Here is a 21,517-nt window from a genome sequence, read left to right as displayed (position 1 = left end):
GCGGGGCTTATGAGACCAGCGCGCGAACCCCTCGCCGATGGCACCCGCGGAGGACGACATCTCGATCGAGGAGAAGCGCGTGTACGCCGGGACGGCGGACCGCACCGACGCGTACGTCGCCACCGGGAACGGGGTCGTCCGGGTGGCGCTGTCGGCGGACAAGGTCGGCGCGTTCGACATGGTCGCCCGCGATCCGGCCCGCGACGTCGCCGTGCTCCCCCGCGACGGCGACCCGGACCTCGTCGGGATCGCGACGGCGGACGGCCTGCGAGTCGCCCGCGTCGACGACGACCCCGAGTTCGGCCGGAGCGCGGGCGACGCGGCCCCGGCGGTCGCGGTCGGCGCCCACGACGGCGCGTTCCTCGTCGCCCTAGAGGACGGCGGGATCGATCGGGTCGCGGTCGGTGGCGGGGACGCCGGCCCGACCGCGGGGGTCACCCGGCTCGGGTCCGTGTCGGAGCCGCGCGCGGTCGACGGCCCCCTCGTCGCGGCCGCGGACGGGGTGCACCGGGTCACCGGGAGCGAGGGCGCGGGTGAAGACCTCGCCCTCACCGCGGTCGGCCTCGACGACGCCCGCGACGTCGCCGGCGCGGGGATGCCTCTCGCAGCGACCGGGTCGGGGCTCTACTGGCTCGGTAACGGCTGGATGACGGCGCTGGAAGGGACCGCCGAGGCGGTCGCGGCCGACGGCGACGGCCACGCGCTGGCGGTCGTCGACGGCGAGCTTCTGGTCCACGCCGGCGACGCGTCGGGGGCCGGGGCCGTCGCGTGGGACGCCGAGACGTGGCGACTCGCCGACCTCCCCGTGGACGAAGAGGCCGTCGCGCTCGGCTACGGGCCCGGGATCTCCGTAACCGTCACCGCGGCCGGCACGCTCTGCGTCGACGCGGGGGACGGCTGGCGACACCAGGTGGTCGGCGTGCGGGACGTCGCGGGCGTCGCGCTCGCGGTCGTCGAATAGCGTGTCGATCGATTATAAACGGTTGCTGCCGCGGTGAGTATCTAAAAAGATCCGACCGTCCGTTTATAAATAACTGCTGGTGGCGGATCGATGGTGTCTGCCTGCAAAGCCCCAGCAGTGAGGCGGTCACACGCTCGCTGCGCGCTTCAGTCGCTCGTTTCACTCGCTCCTTCCAGTGCTTACATCGCCTGTGACCGCCTCACGGCTGCCCCTTTGAGTCCCGCCCCGCACGGCACCGCGGCCTCACACCTCCCCAGCCTCGCGGCTCCCTTCGGTCGCCGCGTCCCTCGCGCGTGCTCCTCGCGCCCGCTGGGCGCTCGGAGGCACGCGCCGACCGCAACGTTCGTTTATAAATGAGCGACCGTCTCTGACCCGGCTCCCCCTACGCGGTCGGCAGCTGGATCTCCTCGCCGTCGGCGTAAACGGTGGGGTTCCGGAGGATCCCGTCGAGGTGGATCGGGGCGTCCGTCTCCCCGCCGATCCCCGCGTCGTCGCCGATCGCGATGTGGACCGTGCCGCCCGCCTTCTCGTCGAGCAGGACGGAGCCGACCAGTTCGTCGACGCCGACGTTGGTTCCGATCCCGAGCTCGGCGAGGTTGTACGCGGCGTCGCCGACCGACTCCGCGGCCGCCTCGACGTCGGCGCGGATCGCGTCGTCGTCGATGCTCGTGACGAGACCGTCGTCGACCTCGAAGGCGAGCGTCTGGTCCTCGTCGAGCAGGCCGTGGGGCATCATCGTCCCGTCGACGACGAACGTCCCGGTCGCGGTCTCGGGCGCGACGAACACCTCGCCGGCCGGCAGGTTCGAGAAGTCGCCCGGGTCGCGGACCATCCCGGTGTCGGAGAGCCACTCGCGCTCGCCGATCCCGAACGTGATATCGGTGCCCTCGGGCGAGGTCACGCGCACTTCGTCGGCGCCGGCGACCTGCGCGAGGACGTCGTCGCACGCGGCCTCGATGGCGGCGTAGTCGGCGTTGAGCCCGGTCGCGAACACGTCTTCGGTGATGCCCGGAAGCGTCGCGCCGCGGGCGCCGGCGTCGCAGGCGGCCCCCCGAGCGCGGGTGTGGCTGAGGCTCTTCGTCGTCGGCGCGAGGAAGACGTCGCTCTCGGCCATCGCGGCCGCCACGGGCGCGGGCGGCTCGGTCCCGTGCTGCTCGGCCGGCGGGTACCGGAGGACCGTCGCGTCGTCGGTGACGGCGGTCGCGGCCGCGTACAGGGCCGCGCCGATCGGTTCGCGTTCGTCGTCGGTGACGACGACGACCGACTCGTCTTGCGCGACGTTCAGACACTGGTTCACGGCGGTCTCCGCCGCCTCGGAGAGGGTCGGTGACATACGCGATGATCGGTTCTCACGGGCGTTAGGCCTTCGGGTCCGCTTTATTTACTCTCTTACGAAACTCAGTTACATTGTCGGGTCGTCCGAATTTACCGACCCGTTACTCACGCCGTAGTTAATTTCTTGCCAGAATACTCGAAAAGATTATGCCATTACGGAATGGAGTGAACGCCATGATACGCGTGGGCGTCAACGGCTACGGCACGATCGGCAAGCGGGTCGCGGACGCGGTCGCGGCCCAGCCCGACATGGACCTCGTCGGCGTGACGAAGACGACCCCGAACTACGGCGCCGAGGCCGCGATCCGACGCGGCTACGACCTCTACGCGGCGATCGAAGACCGGGTCGGCGAGTTCGAGGACGCGGGCGTCGGCGTGACCGGGACGCTCGCCGACCTGCTCGACGCCGTCGACGTCGTCGTCGACTGCTGTCCCTCCGGGATCGGCGAGCGCAACCGACCGACGTACGAGGCCCACGACGTGCCAGCGGTCTACCAGGGCGGCGAGGACGCCGCGATCGCCGACGCCTCGTTCAACGCCCGCGGGAGCCACGAGGGCGTCTGGGACGCCGACTCGCTCCGCGTCGTCTCCTGTAACACCACCGGGCTCTCCCGACTCCTCGCGCCGCTCGACGAGACGTACGGCGTCGAGAAGGCGCGCGTGACGCTCGTCCGCCGCGGCGGCGACCCGAGCGAGACCGACCGCGGGCCGATCAACGACGTCGTGCCCGATCCGAAGACCGTCCCCTCCCACCACGGTCCCGACGTGAACACGATCCTCCCGGGCGTGGACGTCGACACGGCCGCGCTGAAAGCGTCGGTCACGGCGATGCACACACACAGCGTCAACGTGACCCTCGAGGCGGAGCCGACCGCCGCCGCGGTCGCGGCCCTCCTCGGCGGCGAGGGCCGCCTGTTCCTGATCCCCGAGCGCGCCGGGATCGACGGCGCCGGCGCGCTGAAGGACTACGCCGCCGACGTCGGGCGACCGCGCGGCGACCTCTGGGAGAACTGCGTCTGGGAGGAGTCGATAAGCGTCGAGGGCCGAGACCTCTACCTGTTCCAGAACGTCCACCAGGAGGCCGACGTCGTGCCGGAGAACGTCGACGCGATCCGGGCGCTGGCGACGGACACGCCCCGCGCGGAGTCGATCGCCCGGACGGACGAATCGCTCGGGATCGGCCTCGAAAGCCTGCTCTCCGACGGCGGTACCGGGCGAAGCCCGCTCACGGCCGACGACTGACTCGCTCCGCGCCGGCGACGGCAACTCTCACTCCGACGACGACTCTCACTCCGACGACGGCCGCGTCACGAGAAACGTTCTCCCGCCGCGGCGCTCCAGTGCCACCTCGCTCCCGCGCACGCGGTTCGTACGGACGCGGTCGGCGATCCGGTCCGTTCGACAGTCGGTGACGTCCACGCGCGTCGGCGTCGCGTATCGGGGCCGATCGTGTGTACTCGCGCTCATACCTCAGCGTTCGGGGGGATCGCCCGTATAAGCGAGCCATGCCCGGAGTGAAAGTGAAAGTAAACTCATCGGCGGCGAACGCCGCCGATCCCGGCGGCGCGGACTTACCGACGGAGCCCCGCCTCTTCGTCCCCCTCGACGAACCGGACGGTGAAGTAGTCGTACCCGCCGTAGGCGGCGTCGAGCGCGCCGAGCCACCAGTTCCAGCGCTCGACGACCGAGGAGCCGTCGGGCGCGTCGTCGAGGTGATCGACCACGCCGTCGACGGTGAGCGCGTGCCCGCGGTCCTCGGAGGGTCGACCGGAGTCGGCGAGGTCGCAGGCCGCCCGGGCGACCGCCCGCCGCTCGGCCTCGGTGCCGCCGAACGCTTCCTCCAGCGCGCTCTCTAGACGCGTTCTGTCCATACCCGGGACTAGGAGAGCCGGGTATATGAGTCGCGTGGTAGGGGGTGACACGTCCGGTGTCGACGAGGGCATGCCCGAGGCCGCCTTCAGGGGTTACAGCCGCGCCGCGAGCGCGAGGAAGAGGAGACTGAACGGCGCCGTCAGGAGCGTCAACAGCGCGCCGGCGGCGCCCTCGCCCGTCGCGACGGCCATCGTGACGCCCACGACGAGCGAGGCGGAGCCCAGGATCGCGAGGATGACGCGTTCCGGGACGCTGGCCCGATCGGGACCGTCGCTCCGTGCGAGCGCCTCCTCGATGCCCCGCTCGATGTCGTCCGCGAGCTCGGTCGGGACGAACAGCCACGGGGTCGACCGGTACCACGCGTTCCCGCGGTAGGCGAGCAGGAAGACGGTCGCCCACGGGAGGTCGATCCGCCGCGTTCGGACCACGGCACCGAGGTCGTCCGAGCGCGTTCGGTCGTGGCTCCTGTCCGTCCGCTCGATCGTCCCGGCGGTCGGGTCGAGCCGCAGATCCGTCCCGCGCGAGCCCGCGATCATCGGAAGGAACACGAAGAGCGAAACGAGCATCGGGGCGAACCCCGAGAACAGCGACGGCGAGGCCGAGAACGGACCGGGGCCGATAGCCGCCACCGCCACCGCGAGCACGGCTCCGGCCCCGGCGACCGTCCAACCGGCGCGGAAGCGAGCGGGGTCGAACGAGTAGTCGCCGAACTGCGAGAGGAGCTCTCGGCGCCGCTCCGGCGAGGTCCGGTCGTACGCGACGACCCAGTAGAGCAGCGACATCGGGCCGCCGACGAAGAGGACGACGGCCATCGCCCACGTCGACGACGGCGGTCCCTCCCCGCCGAGCAGGGAGGCGGCGACGCCGACGCCGACGAACAGCAGCGCGGCGAGGACGAGCCCGCCCGCGGTCACGGTCGCGCCGAGCGCCAGCGAACGCAGGCGCTCGAAGCGGACCGGGCCCCATTCGACGGCGCGATGCGATTCGGCGGCGGAGTCGGTCGCGTCGCTCTCGGCGGCGGAGTCGGGGGTGTCACTCTCGGCGACGGAGCCGGCGGTGTCACTCTCGGCGGCGGAGCCGGCGGCTGCCGAGACCGTCTCCTCGGCCGAGGAGGGCGAATCGGAAGGCACGCCGTGTGTATAGCGCGCTTGATGTGTTAAATCCCGACGCCCGGGCCGTCCCGGCGAATACTTATTCCGCGGACGGCTACCCGAGGGCATGACAGACTGGCACGCCGTCGGCTACGGGTTCGTCGTGATGCTGATCGCCGGGCTGCTCGCGACGTTCGCCCCAGTAGTCGGCCACGTCGGTGCCGGACTGATCGGCGGGTTCGTCGCCGGCTACGTCGCCGGCGGGGGGCTCCTCTCCGGGACGTGGCACGGCCTGCTGGCCGGCTCCGTGAGCGGGGTCGTCGTCACCCTCCTGCTGGCCGCGTTCGGCGGGCTCGTGGGGCTCGCCGGCGGGCCGGTCGGGAGCCTCCTCGGTGGCGCGGGGGTCCTCGTCGTCGGCCTGTTCCTGACGTTCCTGTTCGCGATCGACTCGGCGCTTGCGGGGGCGATCGGCGGCGTGCTCGGCGACTGACCGGATAAATAGAAGCGGAGCGAACGGCGACGCGGTCGCCGGCGTTCAGGCGGACTGCGCCGCGTCGAGCACGGCCTCGTAGTCGGGCTCGTTCGTCGGGTCCTCGGCGACCCAGTCGTAGACGACCTCGCCCGCCTCGTCGAGCACGAAGACGGCGCGATTGGCGATGCCGTGGAGCCCCAGTTCGGCGATGTCCATCTCCAGGTCGTACGCCCGGATCGCGTCGCCGCCCATGTCGCTCACGAGGTCGAACTCGATGCCGTGTTCCTCGCGGAACGCGCCCTGCGAGAACGGGGAGTCCGCGCTGATCCCGAAGATCGTCGCGCCGGCCTCGTCGAAGGCGTCGGCGTGCTCCTGAAACGCGACCATCTCGTTCGTACAGGGCGGCGTGAACGCCCCGGGGAAGAACGCGAGCACGACCGCGCCGTCGCCGAGGTGGTCGTGAAGCTCGAACGGTTCGTGGTCGCTCGTACCGATCTTCGCTGAGATGTCGGGTGCGGTGTCACCAGTAGAAACCATCGGCACGCAATACGTGCGATTCGGTCAAAAGGCTTGCCGCACCCCCGTTCGGATCCGGTACCGCTCGCGCCGCGTCACGCGAGTCCGGAACGGGCATCCGATCCCCCGCTACTTCCGGTCCAGGTACTCCTGTTGAACGGCGACGATCTCGGCCGAGTCCTCGCAGTCGGCGTACCGCCGAAGCGGCTCCTCGTTGAGGTCGAGGAACGTCTCTCCCCACGTGAACTTCGCCATGACTCGCTCCGCGTGGTCGGGCTCACCGAGGATCGCGAGCGCGGCCGCGAACGCCTCCACCGTCGTGAGCCGCATCGGTCGGCCGAAGTTCACGGGGTTGCCGGCGACGAGGTACGGGAGCGCGCGGTGCTCGCCGGGGAGGCTGAACATCTTCTCGCCGGCCGACTCCCACGAGCAGTCCAGCGCGACGAGCGCGTTCTCGCGGGCGAGTTCGGCGTCGGCGGGTGAGAGGGCGCGCTCGGCGTGCGGGTTGAGCACGACCCCGTAGGGAGTCGCGCGGTCCGAGCGGTGCAGCTCGGCGAGGTCGAACCGCGCGAGCTTCCGGGCCGTGCACTTGTCGGGGTCGTCGTCGCCCTCGTACCGGACGTGCAGGTCCACACCCGGCGTTCGCGGGAGCCGCGTATAAGCCGTGCGGACGGGACGAGGCGAAAAAATGTCGCGGCGGTCGTTCCCGCCCGATCACGGGGCGCGAGTCCGCGTCACGAACGGGCCGCGGTCGTCGCTTTCCGGCGGGACGCGCGTTTGCGTCCCGATCGGCTCCGATTCGCCTTCGGTTGTGGGTTCACTCATCGCGGTCAGTGCTCGTGGCCGACCACGTAAATGCGTTCGGCTGAAAAAATCATTATTTCGCATATTTCCTAATATGTGTTTGCTTACTATCTCTAACTTTGCTTATACGTTTTCTAAACACGCTTTCAACTGGACGTTAGGCTGGTTTGTAAAGGCATGACGGGAGACGGATTCGCCGTCGCGGTCTCCACGCTCCGCGGGGTGTCCCGAATACCGTCAAACCGGCCCGGTACCGGCGGGGTTTTTCCTCGTCGCCCCGCAGGAGTCCGTATGGAGCTGTTCGCCGTCCCGGACCTCCCGGAGATCCGGGAGGGAGACGACCTCGCGGCCATGATCGACGAGCGCGTCGACCTCCGCGAGGACGACGTCGTCGTCGTCGCCAGCACCGTCGTCTCCAAGGCCGAGGGACGGACGTTCGACCTCTCCGACTTTCCGGCCGGGCCGCGCGCGAACGAGGTCGCCGACCGGCTCGCGGAGCTCTCGGGCGAGGAGAAGGACCCGCGCTTCGCGCAGGCCGTCATCGAGGAGTCGACGGAGCTCATCATGGAGGCGCCGTTCCTCCTGACGGCGACGCGCTTCGGCCACATCGGCGTCAACGCCGGGATCGACCGGTCGAACGTCCCCGACGGCGACCTGCTGCTGCTCCCGGAGCGCCCCTCCGAGAGCGCGGAGCGGATCCGCGAGGGGCTCGCGGCCGACCGGGTGGTCGTCAGCGACACCTGCGGGCGACCGTTCCGCCACGGCCAGCGCGGGGTCGCGATCGGCTGGGCCGGCCTGCCGGCGAGCCGCGACTGGCGCGGCGAGCGGGACCGCGACGGCCGGGAGATGGGCGTCACCGTCCAGAACGTCATCGACGAGCTCGCCGCGGCGGCGAACCTCGTCGCCGGCGAGGGCGACGGCGGGACGCCGGTCGTCGTCGTCCGGGACTGGACGTTCGGCGACCACGAGGGCTCTGAAAACCACTTCCGCGAGGTCGCGGGCGACTTCGTCCGGCAGGCGCTGCGCGACTGGAGCTACGAGGACAGCTGAACCGGAGCTACGAGGACAACTGACATGCTCGGTATCGAACTCACCCCCGAACACGACCTGCACCGCCTCGTCGACCTCGGCGTCCGCGCCGAGGAGGCCGGCTACGACGCCGTCTACTCGACGTGTCACTACAACAACCGCGACCCGTGGGCGTTCCTCTCGCAGCTCGCGACCGCCACGGAGTCGGTCCGGATCGGCCCGGGCGTCGCGAACCCCTACGAGACCCACCCCGTGACGCTCGCCTCCCGGGTCGCCACCGTCGACGAGCTCTCCGAAGGACGCGCCGTCTTCGGGCTCGGCCCCGGCGACCCCTCCACGCTGGCGAACCTCGGGCTCGCCGACGAGCGCGGGCTCCGCTCCGTGCTGGAGGCGTTCAAGACCGCGCAGAAGCTGTGGGCCGGCGAGCGCGTCGACCACGACGGCACCTTCGACGCCAGCGAGGCGGGGCTCAACTACGAGCCGCCGCAGGGCGCGGACATCCCGATCCACGTCGGCGGCGAGGGCCCGCACATGTGCCGGATGGCGGCGAAGCACGCGGACGGCCTGCTGTACAACGGCTCGCACCCGAAGGACCTCGAGTGGGCCCGCGAGCAGGTCGACGACGGGCTCGCCGACCGGCCGGATCACCGCGGCGACTTCGACCTGATCGCGTACGCCGCGGTCTCGATCGACGAGGACGAGGACGCGGCCCGCGAGGCCGCCCGACCCCCGGTCGCATTTATAACTGCGGGCGCGGCGCCGCCGGTGTTGAAGCGTCACGGGATCGACCCGGACGCGGCGTCCGAAATCGGCGAGCGCGTCTCCGCGGGCGAGTTCTCGGCGGCGTTCGACCTGGTGACGCCGGCGATGGTCGACGCGTTCTGCATGGCCGGCTCGCCGGCGACCGTCCGCGAGCGCGCGGCGGCCGTGGCCGACCACGCCGACGGGCTCGTCGTCGGCTCGCCGCTCGGCCCGGACCTGGAGTCGGCGGTCGACCTCGCGGCCGAGACCGTCGACGGCCTCTTTTAACTCCACCCCCGCGCTCCCGCGGTCCGAGAATCGAGAATCGCTCCTGAGAACTCGGGGCAGAGGTTCTTAAGCCGCTTCGGCCCAGTTCGGATCATGTCGAGCGACCGAGAGCGACGCCGGGGAGTTCGCGAGCGGTACGAGGCCCTCCTCTGGGCCACGATGGACCGCCTCGGCGTCTCCGAGTCGATAGAGCGCAAAATCCTGACGGCCGTCGGCATCCAGTTCCTCGTCACCGTCGGCATCTTCCTCACCCCGTTCGTCCTCTCCGGGGCCCTCGCGTCCGCGGTCTCCGGCACGCTGTTCCTCGGGGCGATCGCGGCGATCTACAACACGCTGCTCATCGTGCGCCGGGACTTCGTCGCGCCGCTCCGACGCCTCGAAGCCGGAGCCGACTCGATCGCGGCGGGCGACGTCCGTCGTGACGGGTCCGGCGATCAGGCGGACGAGCCGGTGGGCCGCGATCGTTCTGACGAGCGGGTTGTCCGCGATCGTTCTCACGGACCCGTGGGCCGCGACCAGCCCGACGAGATCGGCGGCCTCGTCCGCTCGTTCGTCGAGGTCGAACGCTACTTGGGGACCGTCTCGGCGCAGGCCGAGGCGCTCGCCGCGCAGGAGTTCGACGACCCGGTCCTCGACGAGGAGGTCCCGGGGGAGTTCGGCGACGCCTTAGACGAGATGGCCGCGAACATGGCGGCGTACACGACAGAACTGGAGTCGGTCGTCGACGCGTTCGGAGACGCCGCCGAGCGCGCGCAGGCGGGCGACCTCACCGCGACGATCGACGCCGAGTCGCTCGGCACCGACGACGACCGGTACGCCGAGCTCGTCGGGAACTACAACCGACTCGTCGCGACGGTCGGCGAGACGATCGGCGAGGTCCGGTCGTTCACCGAGGGCGTCGCGGCGTCGAGCGACGACGTGCGGGCGAGCATGGACGAGGTCGACGACGCGTCCGAGGAGGTCGCGCGGTCGGTACGGGAGATATCCGACGGCGCGAGCGAGCAGACGGACGACCTGGACGCCGTCTCGGCGGAGATGAGCACGCTGTCGGCGACCGTCGAGGAGATCGCCGCCTCCGCCGACGACGCGGCGACGACGGCCCGGAGCGCCGCGGACCGCGGTCGAGCCGGCCGGGAGGAGGCCGCCGAGGCGATCGCCGAACTGGAGGCCCTCGAAGCGCGGATCGGGGAGACGGCGACCGCCGTCGAAAGCCTCGTCGACCGGATCGACGAGATCGACGAGATCGCGGCCGTGATCGACGGGATCGCGGAGGAGACGAACCTGCTCGCGCTGAACGCCTCGATCGAGGCCGCTCGGGCCGACGGCTCCGGCGACGGGTTCGCGGTCGTCGCCGACGAAGTGAAGGCGCTCGCGGAGGAGACCCGGGCCGAGGCGGCGGCGATCTCGGACCGGATCGACGGCATACAGTCGGTGTCGACCGACACGGCGGCCGACGTCGACGCGATGGAGTCGCAGGTGTCCGAGAGCGTCGGCGCGGTCGAGTCGACCCTCCGAGAGTTCGAGGAGGTCGTCGAGGACGTGACCGTGGTCGACGAGACGGTTCAGGAGATCAGCGAGGCGACCGACGACCAGGCCCGGACGACCCAGGAGGTCGTCGACATGGTCGAGGACGTGGCGGCGGTGAGCGGCCAGACCGCGAGCGAGGCCGAGACCGTCGCCGCGGCGGCGGCGCAACAGACCGCGAGCGTCTCCGAGGCGACCGACAGCGCGCACGCGCTCTCCGACCGGTCCGACGAACTCCTCGCGAGGCTCGACGAGTTCGAGGTGCCGGCGGAACCGGTCGCGGGGACGCCGCGGCCGACGGGGTCGGAGTCGGGGACGTCGGCCCGGACGCGGCCGGCCTCGACCGACGACTGAGCCCGGTCGCGACCGCGGTCGACGCCGTCGCAGAGGATCCGGTCGCGACCGCGGTCCACGTCGCCGCGGCGAGTGAGGTCGACGCCCGCTTACTGCTCGGAGCGACCGCGACCACCGAGCGAGGGGATCTTCACGCCGATCTCCTGTAACAGGGCGCCGACCGCGGCGTAGCCGAGCGCGGCCACGGAGGCGACGATCAGGACCTGCCCGACGAGGACGAGCAGCGCCGAGAGCGGGTCTCCGGCGCCGAGGATGAGGTCGTTCAGGAAGATGTCGAGGAAGCGGCCGATGTCGCCGACGACCCGCGCGACGAAGTCGATGAGCGCGAACATGGACGGGCGTTGATCCGCGGGGTACTTGGGTGTTGAGTTCTCGGCCGCTATCCCTTCGGAATACGGACGGCGCCCCGCTCGGAGGCGGGCCGACGCGACGGCTGCTCCCCGCCGAGTCGGTTCCGATAACCGAACGCCTTACACCGAACGGACACGGACGTGACGGTAATGAACGCGTTGACGGACCTGTTCGCCGAGAACACGCTCCTGTGGGTCCTCACCGGTGTCCTCGCGTACTCCGCGGCCGCGCTGTGGCTCCGGGACCGCGGGATACTGCCGGAGTCGGTCGGCGTCTCCGGTCCGATACTGACCCTCCGCACGCTCCGGGGCCGGGAGTTCCTCGACCGGCTCGCGGCCCCGAGACGCTTCTGGCGCGGGCTCGCGAACCTCGGGCTCGGCGGGGCCCTCGTCGCGATGATCGGGTCGTTCTTCCTGATCCTCTCGTCGGCGGCCTCGGCGCTGAACACCGCTCAGCCCTCCGCGATCCGGCAGCCGCAGAACTTCCTCATCATCCCCGGCGTCAACGATTTCCTGCCGCTGTCGGTCGCGCCCGAGATCGTCGGCGGGCTCGCGGTCGCGATGGTCGTCCACGAGGGCGCGCACGGCCTGCTGTGCCGCGTCGAGGACATCGACATCGAGTCGATGGGACTCGTCTTCTTCGCGGTCCTGCCCGTCGGCGCCTTCGTCGAACCGGACGAGGAGGCGACGCAGGCGGCCTCCCGCGGCGCCCGCGCCCGGATGTTCGCGGCCGGCGTCACCGCCAACACGCTGCTCACGGTGCTCGTGTTCGCGCTGCTGTTCGGCCCCGTCGCCGGCGCCATCTCGCCGGCGCCCGGCTACGCCGTCGGCGAGGTGAACCCCGGTTCGCCGGCCGAGGCCGCTGGGCTCGCGGCGGGCGACCGGATCGTCGAGGTCGGCGGCGCGCCGGTCGACACGGCCGCCGAGTTCGAGGCCGCGCTCGCGGACGCGGGCGACACGGTGACGGTCTCGGCCGACGACGGCGACGGGGAGCGCACCGTCGAGGTCGAGCGCTCGCTGCAGGCGGTCGGCTCCGCCGGCGGGAACCCCCTCGGCGTGATGATCGCGGAGGCGCCGCTGACCGTCGAGTCGGTGAACGGCGACCCGGTGGCGACCGAGCGCGGCTTCTACGAGGCCGTCGGCGACGCGGAGCGAGCCACGGTGTCGGTGAGGAGCGCCGGCGGCGACGGGGGCAACGCGACGACCGCGGAGATCCCGATCGGCGCCTACGCGCTCGGCGTGCAGGAGGACGGCCCGCTCGACGACGCCGGGGCGGCGCCCGGCGAGCCGCTGACGATCGTCTCGATCGACGGGGAGCGGATCCACGACGCCGGAGACCTCTCGGCGGTCCTCGGCGAGCGCGACCCCGGCGCGACGGTCGAGGTGATCGCCTACGACGCCGCGGACGAGCGGCAGACGTACGACGTCGAGCTGGCCCCGCACCCGAACCGCGACGGCGGGTTCGTTGGCGTCTCGGTGTTCCCCGGATCGAGCGGGCTCGCGCTCGACGACTTCGGCGTCTCCGAGTACCCCGCCGGCGCGTACCTCGAACTGCTCGGCGGCGACGGCGGCGAGGCCGCGGGCGACGGAATGGCGCTCGGCGGCCTGACCGACTCGCCGCTCGGGCTCGTGTTCGTCTCGCTCATCCTCCCGCTCGGCAGTCTCTTCGGGCTCCCGTTCAACTTCGCGGGGTTCACCGGCGACGTGACGAACTTCTTCGTCGTCGACGGGGCCTCCGGCGCGCTCGCCGGCGGGGTCTTCCTGCTCGCGAACCTCCTCTTCTGGACCGGCTGGATCAACATCCAGCTCGCGCTGTTCAACTGCCTCCCGGCGTTCCCGCTCGACGGCGGGCGGATCCTCCGGATGGTCGCCGAGGCGGTGATCAGTCGGATCCCGCTCTCCGACCGGCACGCCGCGGTCCGGACGATCACCGTCTCGTCGGGGCTCGTGATGCTCGCCGGGCTGATCGCGATGGTGTTCGGCAACCAGATCCTCGCGGCGCTCGGGCTGATCTGAGGCTCCGGGACCGCCGGCCGGGCCGGAGTTCCCGCGGTGTCCCCGCCGAAGGGGAAACGGGTTTCTCCGCGGGCCGAAACGGTGCGGTATGAGCCACGAACGCACCGTCGAGATAGAGGGGCACATCATCGACAGCGGGACGATGCAGCGCTGCTTCGGCGCCGTGATGGACCTCGGCGGCTCCTTCGACGTCGAGCGGTTCGACGTGGGAAAACACGAAGATGAGGAGTCCTACTGCCGGATGACGGTCTCGGCCGACGACGCGGAGACGCTCCGGGCGATCCTCCACGAGCTCCACCAGAACGGCGCGGTGCTCGAGAGTCCGACCGACGTGGACCTCGTCGCGGCCCCCGCGGACAGGGTCGTGCCGCCCGACTTCTACTCCACCACGAACCACCCGACCGAGGTGCTGTACGACGGGGAGTGGACCGAGGTCGAGCGGATCGAGATGGACTGCGCGCTGGTCGTGGAGCCGGACGGCGGTCCGAACGGCGAGCCGCGAGCGCACACGAAGGTGCTCAACGCGGTCGAGGAGGGTGACCTGATCGCGACCGACCAGTCGGGGATCCGAGTGCGGCCGCCGGAGCGCCCGCGGAGCGGCGGCGGCGCCTTCGGCTTCATGCAGGGCGGGGTCTCCGCGGAGCGGCCCTCCGAGTCCACCATCCGCGAGGTCGCCGCGGAGCTCCGCGCGGTGAAGCGCTCGGGCGGCACCGTGATGGTCGTCGCGGGGCCGGCCGTGATCCACTCGGGCGCGGGCGACGCGCTCGCGGACCTCGTCGCCGCGGGGTACGTCGACGCGCTCTCGGCCGGGAACGGCTTCGCGACGCACGACCTGGAGCGCTCGCTGTACGGCACGTCGCTCGGGATGGACGTCGAGACGCTCGAACACCCGCGGAAGGGGCACAAACACCACATCTGGACCATCTCGGAGATCATCCGCGCGGGCGGGATCGAACCCGCCGTGGAGGAGGGGATCGTCACCGAGGGCGTGATGTACGAGTGCGTCGAGCGCGACGTCGACGTCGTCCTCGCGGGGTCGATCCGCGACGACGGGCCCCTGCCGGACACGATCACCGACGCCGTCGAGGCGCAGAACGCGATCCGCGAGCAGGCCCACGAGGCCGACATCGTGATCATGCTCGCGACGCTGCTCCACTCGGTCGCCGTCGGCAACTGCCTCCCGTCGACGACGAAGACCGTCTGCGTCGACATCAACCCCGCGACCGTCACCCAACTGCTCGACCGGGGCTCGGCGCAGGCAGTGGGGATGGTCACCGACATCGGGACGTTCGTGCCGACGCTCGCGGAGTTCGTGCTGGAGGACGGGGACGACATCGATGCCGGGAACGGGGGCGACATCGAGGCCGGGAACGGGGGCGACATCGAGGCCGGGAACGGGGGCGATGAGGCGTGAATGTCGCGCTTCGACCGTACGATCCCGCGAGCGACGCCGACGACCTGTACGAGTGTAAGCTCGCCTTCGAGCGCGGGCTCGGCGCGAACACCGGTGGCGACGACAAGGCGGCCGTCTACGAGGGGAAGCTCACCGACGAGTACCGGAAGGAGTGGCTGGCGTGGGTCGAGCGATGCGTCGCCGACGACGAGCGGTGCGTGGCGGTCGCGGTCGACGAGGGGGAGGGCGAGTCGGTCGTCGGCTACGTCTTCGTGCTTCCCGAGCGGCTGGCGATGATCTGGGACGCGGCCGTGATAAACGAGCTCTACGTCGCCCCGGAACACCGCGGCACGGGCGTCGCCGACGACCTGATGGCCGCCGCCGTCGACCTCGCGGGCGACCAGTCGCTCCCGCTGGACCGGGTGGTGCTCGACGTCGACCCCGCGAACGAGCGCGCCCGGGCGTTCTACGACCGCCACGGCTTCGAATCGTGGGGCGAGATGGTCGCGCGACCGGTCGACCGCGACTGAGTCGCGGCCGCGCGACCCCCTTCCGAAGGTACAAGCCTCCCTGCCCGTTCCCCGGATCCATGTACGACATCGGCATCGTCGGCTGCGGCGTGATCGGGACCCGGCTCGCCGCCGCGGTCGACGCCCACGATCGGTACGAGCTCGCCGCGGCCTGCGACCTCGACGCGGACCGGGCCGCCTCCCTGGCGGCCGACTACGGCACGGCGTCGACGGCGACAATGACCGATCACGCGGCGCTCGCGGAGCGAGAGGGGCTCGACGCCGTCTACGTCGGCGTCCCCCCGGTCGCTCACGAGGCGGTGGTCACCGACGCGCTCGACGCCGGCCGCCACGTGATCTGCGAGAAGCCCATCGCGGCGGACGCCGAGGCGGGCCGGCGGATGAGCTCCCTCGCCGCGGACCGGGACCTCGCGACCGCGGTGAACCTCCCGTTCCGGTACACGCCCGGATTCGTCCGGCTTCGAGAGCTGGTCGAAGCGGGCGCGATCGGCGACCCGCGCCGGGTCGAACTCCGGTTCCGCTTCCCGCAGTGGCCGCGCGAGTGGCAGGACGTCGCGTGGCTGGAGTCGCGCGAACAGGGCGGCCCGCTGCGGGAGGTCGGGACCCACTTCCTCTTCGGCGTCCGGGAGCTGTTCGGCGCCGTCGACGCGGTGAGCGCGGACGTCGGCTACGCGGGGCCGGACGCGTACGAGGACGACGTCGTCGGGACGTTCCGGGCCGACGGCGTTCGGGGGACGATCGACCTGCTCTGCGACCACGAGGGCGAGGAGGAGAACGTCGTCACAGTCGTCGGGGACGACGGGTCGCTCTCGCTGACTGAGTGGCACCGGCTCGTTCGCGACCGCGGCCGCGAGGGCGAGCGGACCCTCGTCGACGAGCGCGGCGACACCACCGCGGCGCTGCTGACCGAGTTCGCGCGGGCGATGGACGGCGACGGGGGCGACCTCGTCTCCTTCGGGGAGGCGACCCGGGTCCAGGCGGCGCTCGAAGCGATCCACGCGTCGGACGGGGACCGCGTCGCCCTCGACGGCTGACGGCGGACCGGAACCGCAGGACGTGAGAACGCCGGACAGGAGTTATATGCGTGCCGCCGCGACCTTCGGATATGAGCTATCTCGTGGCCACCGACGGATCGACTGAGAGCGATGAGGCGGTCCGGTACGCCGCGCGTCAGGCGGTCGCGTTCTACGAGACCCTCGAGATCGCCCACGTGTTGACGCCGGACTCGGAGCTCGTCGACGGAACGATCGTCCTCCCGGGCGAGGAGGCCGCGGTCGAGGCCGGCCAGAGCGTCCTCGCCAACGCCGAGACGGTCGCCGAGGAGGCGGTCGGCGACGAGTCCATCGACGTGGAGACGCAGCTGCTCACCGGTCGCCCGGCCGACGCGATCGCCGACTACGCCGCCGAGGCGGACGTCAACGCCATATACGTCGGTCACCGGGGGCTGAGCGAGGAGCGCGAGCAGGTCGTCGGCAGCGTCGCGAAGAGCGTCGTCGACAAGGCGGACGTGCCGGTGACTGTGATCCGGTAGCGTCGGCCGCGATCGCCGCGCTCGACGGGCGAGGAGTGCCGACCGAGGACGTCCGCGGCGGCCGCGGCGTCAGAGACGACGGCAATGACCACCAGTACCGGGCCTTCAAAACCGTCGCCCGCGTAACATGAGGTGATGTCTGAGGACGTACTCGTCACGGCGGACTGGGTGGAATCGAACCTCGACGCGTTTCAGGACGACGACTCCGATCACCGGCTCGTCGAGATCAACAATCCGACCGTCACAGACGAGTCGGAGTACACGCCGTACGAAGAGGGGCACATCCCCGGCGCGCTGAACTTCGAGTGGGACGAGGTGTTCACCGACGAGACGGAGCGCGACATCGTCTCGAAGGCGGACTTCGCGGCCCGCAACGGCGAGGCCGGCATCGACGCCGACACGACGGTCGTCGTCTACGGCGGCGGCCGCGTCCCGAACTGGTTCGCGCTGTTCGGCTACTGGATCTACAAGTACTACGGTCACGATGACGTCCGCGTTATCGACGGCGGGAAGGGGTACTGGGTCGCCAACGACTACCCGCTCACGACCGAGGAGCCCGACTTCACGCCGCGCGACTACGAGGCCCGCGGCCCCTTCGAGAGCGTCCGCGCCTACAAGGACGACATCGACAAGGCGATCGAGGAGGGGATCCCGATGGTCGACGTCCGCTCGCCCGAAGAGTTCTCCGGCGAGGTCATCGCGCCCGAGGGGCTCAACGAGACCGCCCAGCGCGGCGGCCACATCCCCGGCGCCAGCAGCGTCCCGATCGGGACCACGCTGAACGAGGACGGCACGTTCAAGAGCGCCGACGAGCTCCGCGAGCTGTACAGCGAGGCTGGCGTCGACGGCGACGAGTCGACGATCACCTACTGCCGAGTCGGCGAGCGCTCGTCGATCGAGTGGTTCCTCCTGCACGAACTGCTCGGCTACGACGACGTCCGTAACTACGACGGCTCGTGGACCGAGTGGGGCAACCTCGTCGGCGCGCCGATCGAGACGGGCGAGTAAGCGGCGCTCAGTCGCCGCCGTCGACCCGCTGACGCTATTTAAATAAGTCACTAAGCGAGGAGGACGCCGCGCACGCCCGTTCGGCGGCAAGGTCTCCGCGGTGTCGGCCGCCGGCCGTCCGGGTCTGCCGGCCACCCGGGCCGCCGCCGACAAGGCCTTGCGGCGAGAGCCCGTATCCGGGATCGAACATGGGTGCGGACGACCACGCCCCGACGCCGCCGACGGTCCCGGATCCGGAGGCGATTCGGTCGGTCACCGGGTCGCCGACCGAGGCCGGCACCGTGGTCTGGCACCGCGAGGACCTCCGGATCGCGGACAATCCCGCGCTCGCGACGGCCGCGTCCGCGTCCGCGGCCGCGGCGACGGAGCGCGATACCGACGAGGCGGCGACCGCGGAGGACGCTGATGGGACGGCGGCCGCGGAGGACGCCGACCCCGTCGTTCTCCCGCTGTTCGTCTTCGATCCCGCCTTCTACGGCGACCGCGGCCTCGCGTGCGACGCCCGGATCGCGTTCCTTCACGACTCCCTGCGCGACCTCGACCGACAGTACCGCGACGTGGGCGCGCCGGGCCTGACGTACGCCCACGGCGACCCGATCGAGGTGCTCGGTCGCTTCGTCGACGCCGGCTGGGACGTGGTCGCGACGCGGAGCGTGACCGGTCGGTACGGACTCCGGCGCGACGAGCGCGCCCGCGACGAGATCGGCGTCGAGTTCGTCGACGGCGACGGACTGGTCCGCGACGCCGATCGCTCGCGCCGGGAGTGGAAGGGAGCGATCGAGTCGTGGCTGGCCGCCGACGCGCACGACTGGGACCCGCGACGCGTCGACGTGGAGCGGATAGCGACCGGACCGGGATCGGGATCGGGCTCCGACTCGTCCCCGGACACCGGCGACTCGTTCGTTCCGTCGCCCGAGGCCGTCGCGGCCGCCTACGACGTGACCCCCGAGAAATCGAAGGTGCCGGACGGCGGTCGGGCGGTGGGCCGCGATCGGTTGGCGTCGTTCGCCGGGCGGCTCGGCGACTACCCCGGGAACATCTCCTCGCCGGTCGACGCCCGCGAGGGCACGAGCGGCCTCTCGCCGTACCTGCGGTTCGGCTGTCTCTCGCTTCGGGAGGTCCACCGGTACGTCGACGAGCACGCGCCGGACGGCCGGGGGAAGTCGATGTTCGTCTCCCGGCTGTTCTGGAACCGCCACTACCGGCAGAAGCTGGTCGACTGGCCGGGGTGGCTCGACGAGGCCGTCAACCCGGTGTACGCCGGATTCAACCGGGACCGACACGACCCGGAACTCGTCGCGGCGTGGAAGGCCGGCGAGACCGGGTTTCCCATGGTCGACGCGAGCATGCGTTGCCTCCGCGAGACCGGTTGGCTCAACTTCCGGATGCGGGCGCTCTGCGCGAGCGTCTACTTCCACGTCCTCCAGCAGCCGTGGCGGATCGGCGCGGACCACTTCCACGAGCACCTGATCGACGCGGACGCCGCGATCAACTACACGCAGTGGCAGTCGCAGTGCGGGCTCGTGGGTCGCCCCGGGCTCCGGCTCTACAACCCGCGCAAGCAGGTCCGCGACCACGACCCGGACGGGGAGTTCATCGCGCGGTGGGTTCCCGAACTGGAGCCGCTCCCAGTCGAGCACCTCGACCGCCCCGAGCACGCCCCGCTCGCCGTTCAGGCTGAGTGCGGCGTCTCGATCGGCGAGGAGTACCCCTACCCCGTCATCGACTTCGAGGCGGCCCGCGAGGAGTTCCAGCGGCGGTACTACGACGCGCATCCCGAGGCCGCCGCTAGGCTGGCGGACGAGCGGATCGCCCGCCGCGCCTCCCTTTCGGGCGGACTCGACGCCGCACGGGCGATCGCGGAGGAGCACGGGAGCGAGGCCTCGGAACGAGGGGCCGAAGCGAGCGGCGGTGCCGGCGAGGCGACCGCTGACGGGCGTCGGCGCGGTCGTCAGACCGATCTGTCCGCCTTCGACGACGACGGCTGACCGACGAGCCGGCGTGGGAACGTATTTACATGTGTGTACCGTATTGTGAATCATGAACCAGAATGTCGGTTCCACGGACAAGCGCGTCAGAACGGCCCTCGGTGCGGTGTTCGGAATCGCCTCGCTCGCGACGCTCGCGGGAGCGGTTCCGGTGCCGGCGTTGGCCGCGCCCGTCCTCGGCGTCGTCTCGCTGATCATGCTCGGGACCGCCGCGACCGGCACGTGCGCGCTCTACTCCCTGCTCGGCGTCGACACGTGCCCGGCGTCGGCCGGCGGCTCCCGGTAAGACCCTCGACCGGTCCGAGCTTTCACGTACAGAAGGGTTGAGACGGTTCTTCTCGACGGTTTCGAACCACCGGCGACGGTAGCCTCAAGTGTGGCTAGTCGTAACGTGTGACATGAGCCTGCGACGCAGACCGATGACTGTCGTGTACGTGCGCGCGAACCGCTTCGCCGACCGAGGTGGCCGATCGTGAGCGACACCCCGACCGTCCTCGTGATCGGAGGCGGCGCGACCGGGGCCGGAGTCGCCCGCGACCTGGCGCTCCGCGGCGTCGACGTGACGCTCGTCGACCGCGGCGGGCTCGCCGGCGGCACCTCCGGGCGCTCGCACGGCCTGCTTCACAGCGGCGCCCGCTACGCGGAGGACGACCCCCGAGGCGCCGAGGAGTGCCTCCGCGAGAACCGGACGCTCCGCGAGATCGCCGGGGCGTGCCTCCGCGAGACCGACGGGCTGTTCGTCCGCCTCGGCGGCGACGACCCGGACTACTTCGAAGAGAAGGTGGCGGCCTGCGAGGAGATCGGGATCGAGACCGAGCGGCTCGACGCCGACGAGGCGCAGGCGGTCGTTCCAGGGCTCTCCGACGACGTCGCGGAGGCGTTCCGCGTGCCGGACGGCGTGATTTATCCCTCTCGGCTGGTCGCCGCGAACGCGGCCGACGCCGAGCGACACGGCGCCACCGTCCACACCGACGCGCCCGTCGAGGCCGTCGAGACGGCCGACGGCGCGGTCTCGACCGTGCGCGTCGGCGGCGACGTCGACGCCGCGCTCCGACCGGACCACGTCGTCAACGCGACGGGGGCGTGGGCCGACCGGATCGCCGACCTGGCCGGCGTCGATGTGGGGATGGCGCCGAGCCGCGGCGTGATGATATCCGTCGAGTACGACGGGCTCGATCCGGTGTTGAACCGGTGTCGCGACCCCGACGACGGCGACATCGTCGTCCCCCACGAGGGGGAGGCCGTGCTCGGCACGACGAGCGTCCCGGTCGACGACCCGGACGAGTACGAGACGGCCGACTGGGAGGTCGAGCGCTCGATCGAGGAGTGCGCGGCGATGCTCCCCGCGGTCGCCGAGGCCCCGGAGGTGAGACGGTGGTGGGGCGTCCGCCCCCTGTACGCGCCGGACGAGACGGGATCGAACCGGCGCGGGATCTCGCGCGGATTCACCGTGATCGACCACGCCGACGAGGGCGTCGGGAACCTCCACACGGTCGTCGGCGGGAAGCTGACGACCTACCGGGAGATGGCCGAGCTGACGGCCGACCGCGTCTGCGAGCGACTCGGCGTCGACGCCGGCTGCGACACCGCGACGGAGCCGCTCCCCGGCGCCGACGACCCCGCTCGGCTCGACGAGTTCGTCGAACGGTACGGCGGGGCGAACCCGACCGACGCCGGCGTCGTGAGCGCCGCCGCTGACGACGACTGAAACGGC

22 protein-coding genes are annotated in these 21,517 nt (G+C 71.3%); 15 read left to right on the top strand and 7 right to left on the bottom strand.

The genetic code is table 11. The annotated features are described in order from the left end of the window. Positions 1-37: 37 nt before the first annotated feature. Positions 38-961 carry a hypothetical protein gene (locus DJ75_RS03380; protein WP_094522533.1) on the top strand — a complete coding sequence of 308 codons (924 nt, stop codon included), beginning with the start codon at positions 38-40 and terminating at the stop codon, positions 959-961. A 382-nt stretch (positions 962-1,343) separates the two neighbouring features. Here the strand turns inward: DJ75_RS03380 and DJ75_RS03375 are convergent, their stop codons facing one another. Next, complete coding sequence (locus DJ75_RS03375) at positions 1,344-2,294, bottom strand: aminopeptidase (protein WP_094522531.1); 951 nt, start codon at positions 2,292-2,294, stop codon at positions 1,344-1,346. 176 nt (positions 2,295-2,470) lie between these two features. Between DJ75_RS03375 and DJ75_RS03370 the strand changes: the two genes are divergently transcribed. Continuing rightward, on the top strand, positions 2,471-3,538 hold the full coding sequence (locus tag DJ75_RS03370; protein WP_094522529.1) for a type II glyceraldehyde-3-phosphate dehydrogenase: 1,068 nt from the start codon (positions 2,471-2,473) through the stop codon (positions 3,536-3,538). A gap of 45 nt (positions 3,539-3,583) precedes the next feature. Here the strand turns inward: DJ75_RS03370 and DJ75_RS03365 are convergent, their stop codons facing one another. From DJ75_RS03365 to DJ75_RS03355, 3 genes are all read right to left on the bottom strand, one after another. Continuing rightward, a complete protein-coding gene (locus DJ75_RS03365) occupies positions 3,584-3,763 on the bottom strand; it encodes a hypothetical protein (protein ID WP_094522527.1) in 180 nt (59 codons plus the stop codon). A 104-nt stretch (positions 3,764-3,867) separates the two neighbouring features. Beyond that, positions 3,868-4,167 carry a hypothetical protein gene (locus DJ75_RS03360; protein WP_094522525.1) on the bottom strand — a complete coding sequence of 100 codons (300 nt, stop codon included), beginning with the start codon at positions 4,165-4,167 and terminating at the stop codon, positions 3,868-3,870. 93 nt (positions 4,168-4,260) lie between these two features. Continuing rightward, complete coding sequence (locus tag DJ75_RS03355) at positions 4,261-5,298, bottom strand: hypothetical protein (protein ID WP_094522523.1); 1,038 nt, start codon at positions 5,296-5,298, stop codon at positions 4,261-4,263. An 88-nt stretch (positions 5,299-5,386) separates the two neighbouring features. Here DJ75_RS03355 and DJ75_RS03350 point away from each other — a divergent pair, with 88 nt between their 5' ends. Continuing rightward, the gene (locus DJ75_RS03350; RefSeq protein ID WP_094522521.1) at positions 5,387-5,749 is read left to right on the top strand and encodes a DUF5518 domain-containing protein; all 363 of its coding nucleotides are present in this window, start codon (positions 5,387-5,389) and stop codon (positions 5,747-5,749) included. A 45-nt stretch (positions 5,750-5,794) separates the two neighbouring features. Here DJ75_RS03350 and DJ75_RS03345 read toward each other — a convergent pair whose 3' ends face one another. Together DJ75_RS03345 and DJ75_RS03340 are read right to left on the bottom strand one after the other, a co-directional pair. Next, entirely contained in the window at positions 5,795-6,268 is a 474-nt protein-coding gene (locus DJ75_RS03345) for a redoxin domain-containing protein (protein WP_094522519.1), read from the bottom strand. Between the two features lie 108 nt (positions 6,269-6,376). Further along, positions 6,377-6,880 (bottom strand): DUF367 family protein, encoded by a 504-nt coding sequence (locus tag DJ75_RS03340; protein WP_094522517.1) that lies wholly within the window; start codon positions 6,878-6,880, stop codon positions 6,377-6,379. 462 nt (positions 6,881-7,342) lie between these two features. Between DJ75_RS03340 and DJ75_RS03335 the strand changes: the two genes are divergently transcribed. The 3 genes from DJ75_RS03335 to DJ75_RS03325 all read left to right on the top strand — a co-directional run bounded on the left by DJ75_RS03335 (position 7,343) and on the right by DJ75_RS03325 (position 10,987). Then, positions 7,343-8,101 carry a coenzyme F420-0:L-glutamate ligase gene (locus DJ75_RS03335; protein ID WP_094522515.1) on the top strand — a complete coding sequence of 253 codons (759 nt, stop codon included), beginning with the start codon at positions 7,343-7,345 and terminating at the stop codon, positions 8,099-8,101. Positions 8,102-8,125: 24 nt separating this feature from the next. After that, positions 8,126-9,109: a 5,10-methylenetetrahydromethanopterin reductase gene (locus DJ75_RS03330; protein ID WP_094522514.1), complete on the top strand. Its 984-nt coding sequence runs from the start codon at positions 8,126-8,128 to the stop codon at positions 9,107-9,109. A gap of 159 nt (positions 9,110-9,268) precedes the next feature. After that, on the top strand, positions 9,269-10,987 hold the full coding sequence (locus DJ75_RS03325; protein ID WP_094522677.1) for a methyl-accepting chemotaxis protein: 1,719 nt from the start codon (positions 9,269-9,271) through the stop codon (positions 10,985-10,987). Positions 10,988-11,076: 89 nt separating this feature from the next. On the opposite strand, the gene DJ75_RS03320 is transcribed toward DJ75_RS03325, so the two are convergent. Further along, positions 11,077-11,319: a hypothetical protein gene (locus tag DJ75_RS03320; protein WP_094522512.1), complete on the bottom strand. Its 243-nt coding sequence runs from the start codon at positions 11,317-11,319 to the stop codon at positions 11,077-11,079. Between the two features lie 168 nt (positions 11,320-11,487). On the opposite strand from DJ75_RS03320, the gene DJ75_RS03315 reads away from it, so the two are divergent. The 9 genes from DJ75_RS03315 (at position 11,488) to DJ75_RS03275 (ending at position 21,511) form a co-directional block, all read left to right on the top strand. Beyond that, on the top strand, positions 11,488-13,353 hold the full coding sequence (locus DJ75_RS03315) for a site-2 protease family protein (RefSeq protein ID WP_094522510.1): 1,866 nt from the start codon (positions 11,488-11,490) through the stop codon (positions 13,351-13,353). A gap of 88 nt (positions 13,354-13,441) precedes the next feature. Then, positions 13,442-14,767 (top strand): TIGR00300 family protein, encoded by a 1,326-nt coding sequence (locus DJ75_RS03310; RefSeq protein ID WP_254921872.1) that lies wholly within the window; start codon positions 13,442-13,444, stop codon positions 14,765-14,767. Beyond that, complete coding sequence (locus tag DJ75_RS03305; protein ID WP_094522508.1) at positions 14,764-15,276, top strand: GNAT family N-acetyltransferase; 513 nt, start codon at positions 14,764-14,766, stop codon at positions 15,274-15,276. The genes DJ75_RS03310 and DJ75_RS03305 overlap by 4 nt, the downstream gene beginning before the upstream one ends. Before the next feature lie 59 nt (positions 15,277-15,335). Next, the gene (locus DJ75_RS03300; RefSeq protein ID WP_094522506.1) at positions 15,336-16,310 is read left to right on the top strand and encodes a Gfo/Idh/MocA family protein; all 975 of its coding nucleotides are present in this window, start codon (positions 15,336-15,338) and stop codon (positions 16,308-16,310) included. A 71-nt stretch (positions 16,311-16,381) separates the two neighbouring features. Further along, positions 16,382-16,807 carry a universal stress protein gene (locus DJ75_RS03295; protein ID WP_094522504.1) on the top strand — a complete coding sequence of 142 codons (426 nt, stop codon included), beginning with the start codon at positions 16,382-16,384 and terminating at the stop codon, positions 16,805-16,807. Between the two features lie 135 nt (positions 16,808-16,942). Further along, the gene (locus DJ75_RS03290) at positions 16,943-17,815 is read left to right on the top strand and encodes a sulfurtransferase (RefSeq protein ID WP_094522502.1); all 873 of its coding nucleotides are present in this window, start codon (positions 16,943-16,945) and stop codon (positions 17,813-17,815) included. Positions 17,816-18,003: 188 nt separating this feature from the next. Next, positions 18,004-19,803: an FAD-binding domain-containing protein gene (locus DJ75_RS03285; protein ID WP_094522500.1), complete on the top strand. Its 1,800-nt coding sequence runs from the start codon at positions 18,004-18,006 to the stop codon at positions 19,801-19,803. Between the two features lie 52 nt (positions 19,804-19,855). Next, a complete protein-coding gene (locus tag DJ75_RS03280; RefSeq protein WP_094522498.1) occupies positions 19,856-20,089 on the top strand; it encodes a DUF2892 domain-containing protein in 234 nt (77 codons plus the stop codon). A gap of 186 nt (positions 20,090-20,275) precedes the next feature. Next, a complete protein-coding gene (locus DJ75_RS03275) occupies positions 20,276-21,511 on the top strand; it encodes an FAD-dependent oxidoreductase (protein WP_094522496.1) in 1,236 nt (411 codons plus the stop codon). Positions 21,512-21,517 lie beyond the last annotated feature (6 nt).

Source organism: Halorubrum sp. Eb13 (genome assembly GCF_002252895.1).
Classification (GTDB): domain Archaea; phylum Halobacteriota; class Halobacteria; order Halobacteriales; family Haloferacaceae; genus Halorubrum.
Note: the sequence above shows the minus strand (reverse complement) of the source record. Positions and strands in the feature narration are given on the sequence as shown.

What these genes read in the sequence shown, in the direction of transcription:
- DJ75_RS03380 (WP_094522533.1), top strand. Translation starts at nt 38, where the DNA reads ATGGCACCCGCGGAGGACGACATCTCGATCGAGGAGAAGCGCGTGTAC.
- DJ75_RS03375 (WP_094522531.1), bottom strand. Translation starts at nt 2,294, where the DNA reads ATGTCACCGACCCTCTCCGAGGCGGCGGAGACCGCCGTGAACCAGTGT.
- DJ75_RS03370 (WP_094522529.1), top strand. Translation starts at nt 2,471, where the DNA reads ATGATACGCGTGGGCGTCAACGGCTACGGCACGATCGGCAAGCGGGTC.
- DJ75_RS03365 (WP_094522527.1), bottom strand. Translation starts at nt 3,763, where the DNA reads ATGAGCGCGAGTACACACGATCGGCCCCGATACGCGACGCCGACGCGC.
- DJ75_RS03360 (WP_094522525.1), bottom strand. Translation starts at nt 4,167, where the DNA reads ATGGACAGAACGCGTCTAGAGAGCGCGCTGGAGGAAGCGTTCGGCGGC.
- DJ75_RS03350 (WP_094522521.1), top strand. Translation starts at nt 5,387, where the DNA reads ATGACAGACTGGCACGCCGTCGGCTACGGGTTCGTCGTGATGCTGATC.
- DJ75_RS03345 (WP_094522519.1), bottom strand. Translation starts at nt 6,268, where the DNA reads ATGGTTTCTACTGGTGACACCGCACCCGACATCTCAGCGAAGATCGGT.
- DJ75_RS03335 (WP_094522515.1), top strand. Translation starts at nt 7,343, where the DNA reads ATGGAGCTGTTCGCCGTCCCGGACCTCCCGGAGATCCGGGAGGGAGAC.
- DJ75_RS03330 (WP_094522514.1), top strand. Translation starts at nt 8,126, where the DNA reads ATGCTCGGTATCGAACTCACCCCCGAACACGACCTGCACCGCCTCGTC.
- DJ75_RS03325 (WP_094522677.1), top strand. Translation starts at nt 9,269, where the DNA reads ATGGACCGCCTCGGCGTCTCCGAGTCGATAGAGCGCAAAATCCTGACG.
- DJ75_RS03320 (WP_094522512.1), bottom strand. Translation starts at nt 11,319, where the DNA reads ATGTTCGCGCTCATCGACTTCGTCGCGCGGGTCGTCGGCGACATCGGC.
- DJ75_RS03315 (WP_094522510.1), top strand. Translation starts at nt 11,488, where the DNA reads ATGAACGCGTTGACGGACCTGTTCGCCGAGAACACGCTCCTGTGGGTC.
- DJ75_RS03310 (WP_254921872.1), top strand. Translation starts at nt 13,442, where the DNA reads ATGAGCCACGAACGCACCGTCGAGATAGAGGGGCACATCATCGACAGC.
- DJ75_RS03300 (WP_094522506.1), top strand. Translation starts at nt 15,336, where the DNA reads ATGTACGACATCGGCATCGTCGGCTGCGGCGTGATCGGGACCCGGCTC.
- DJ75_RS03295 (WP_094522504.1), top strand. Translation starts at nt 16,382, where the DNA reads ATGAGCTATCTCGTGGCCACCGACGGATCGACTGAGAGCGATGAGGCG.
- DJ75_RS03290 (WP_094522502.1), top strand. Translation starts at nt 16,943, where the DNA reads ATGTCTGAGGACGTACTCGTCACGGCGGACTGGGTGGAATCGAACCTC.
- DJ75_RS03285 (WP_094522500.1), top strand. Translation starts at nt 18,004, where the DNA reads ATGGGTGCGGACGACCACGCCCCGACGCCGCCGACGGTCCCGGATCCG.
- DJ75_RS03280 (WP_094522498.1), top strand. Translation starts at nt 19,856, where the DNA reads ATGAACCAGAATGTCGGTTCCACGGACAAGCGCGTCAGAACGGCCCTC.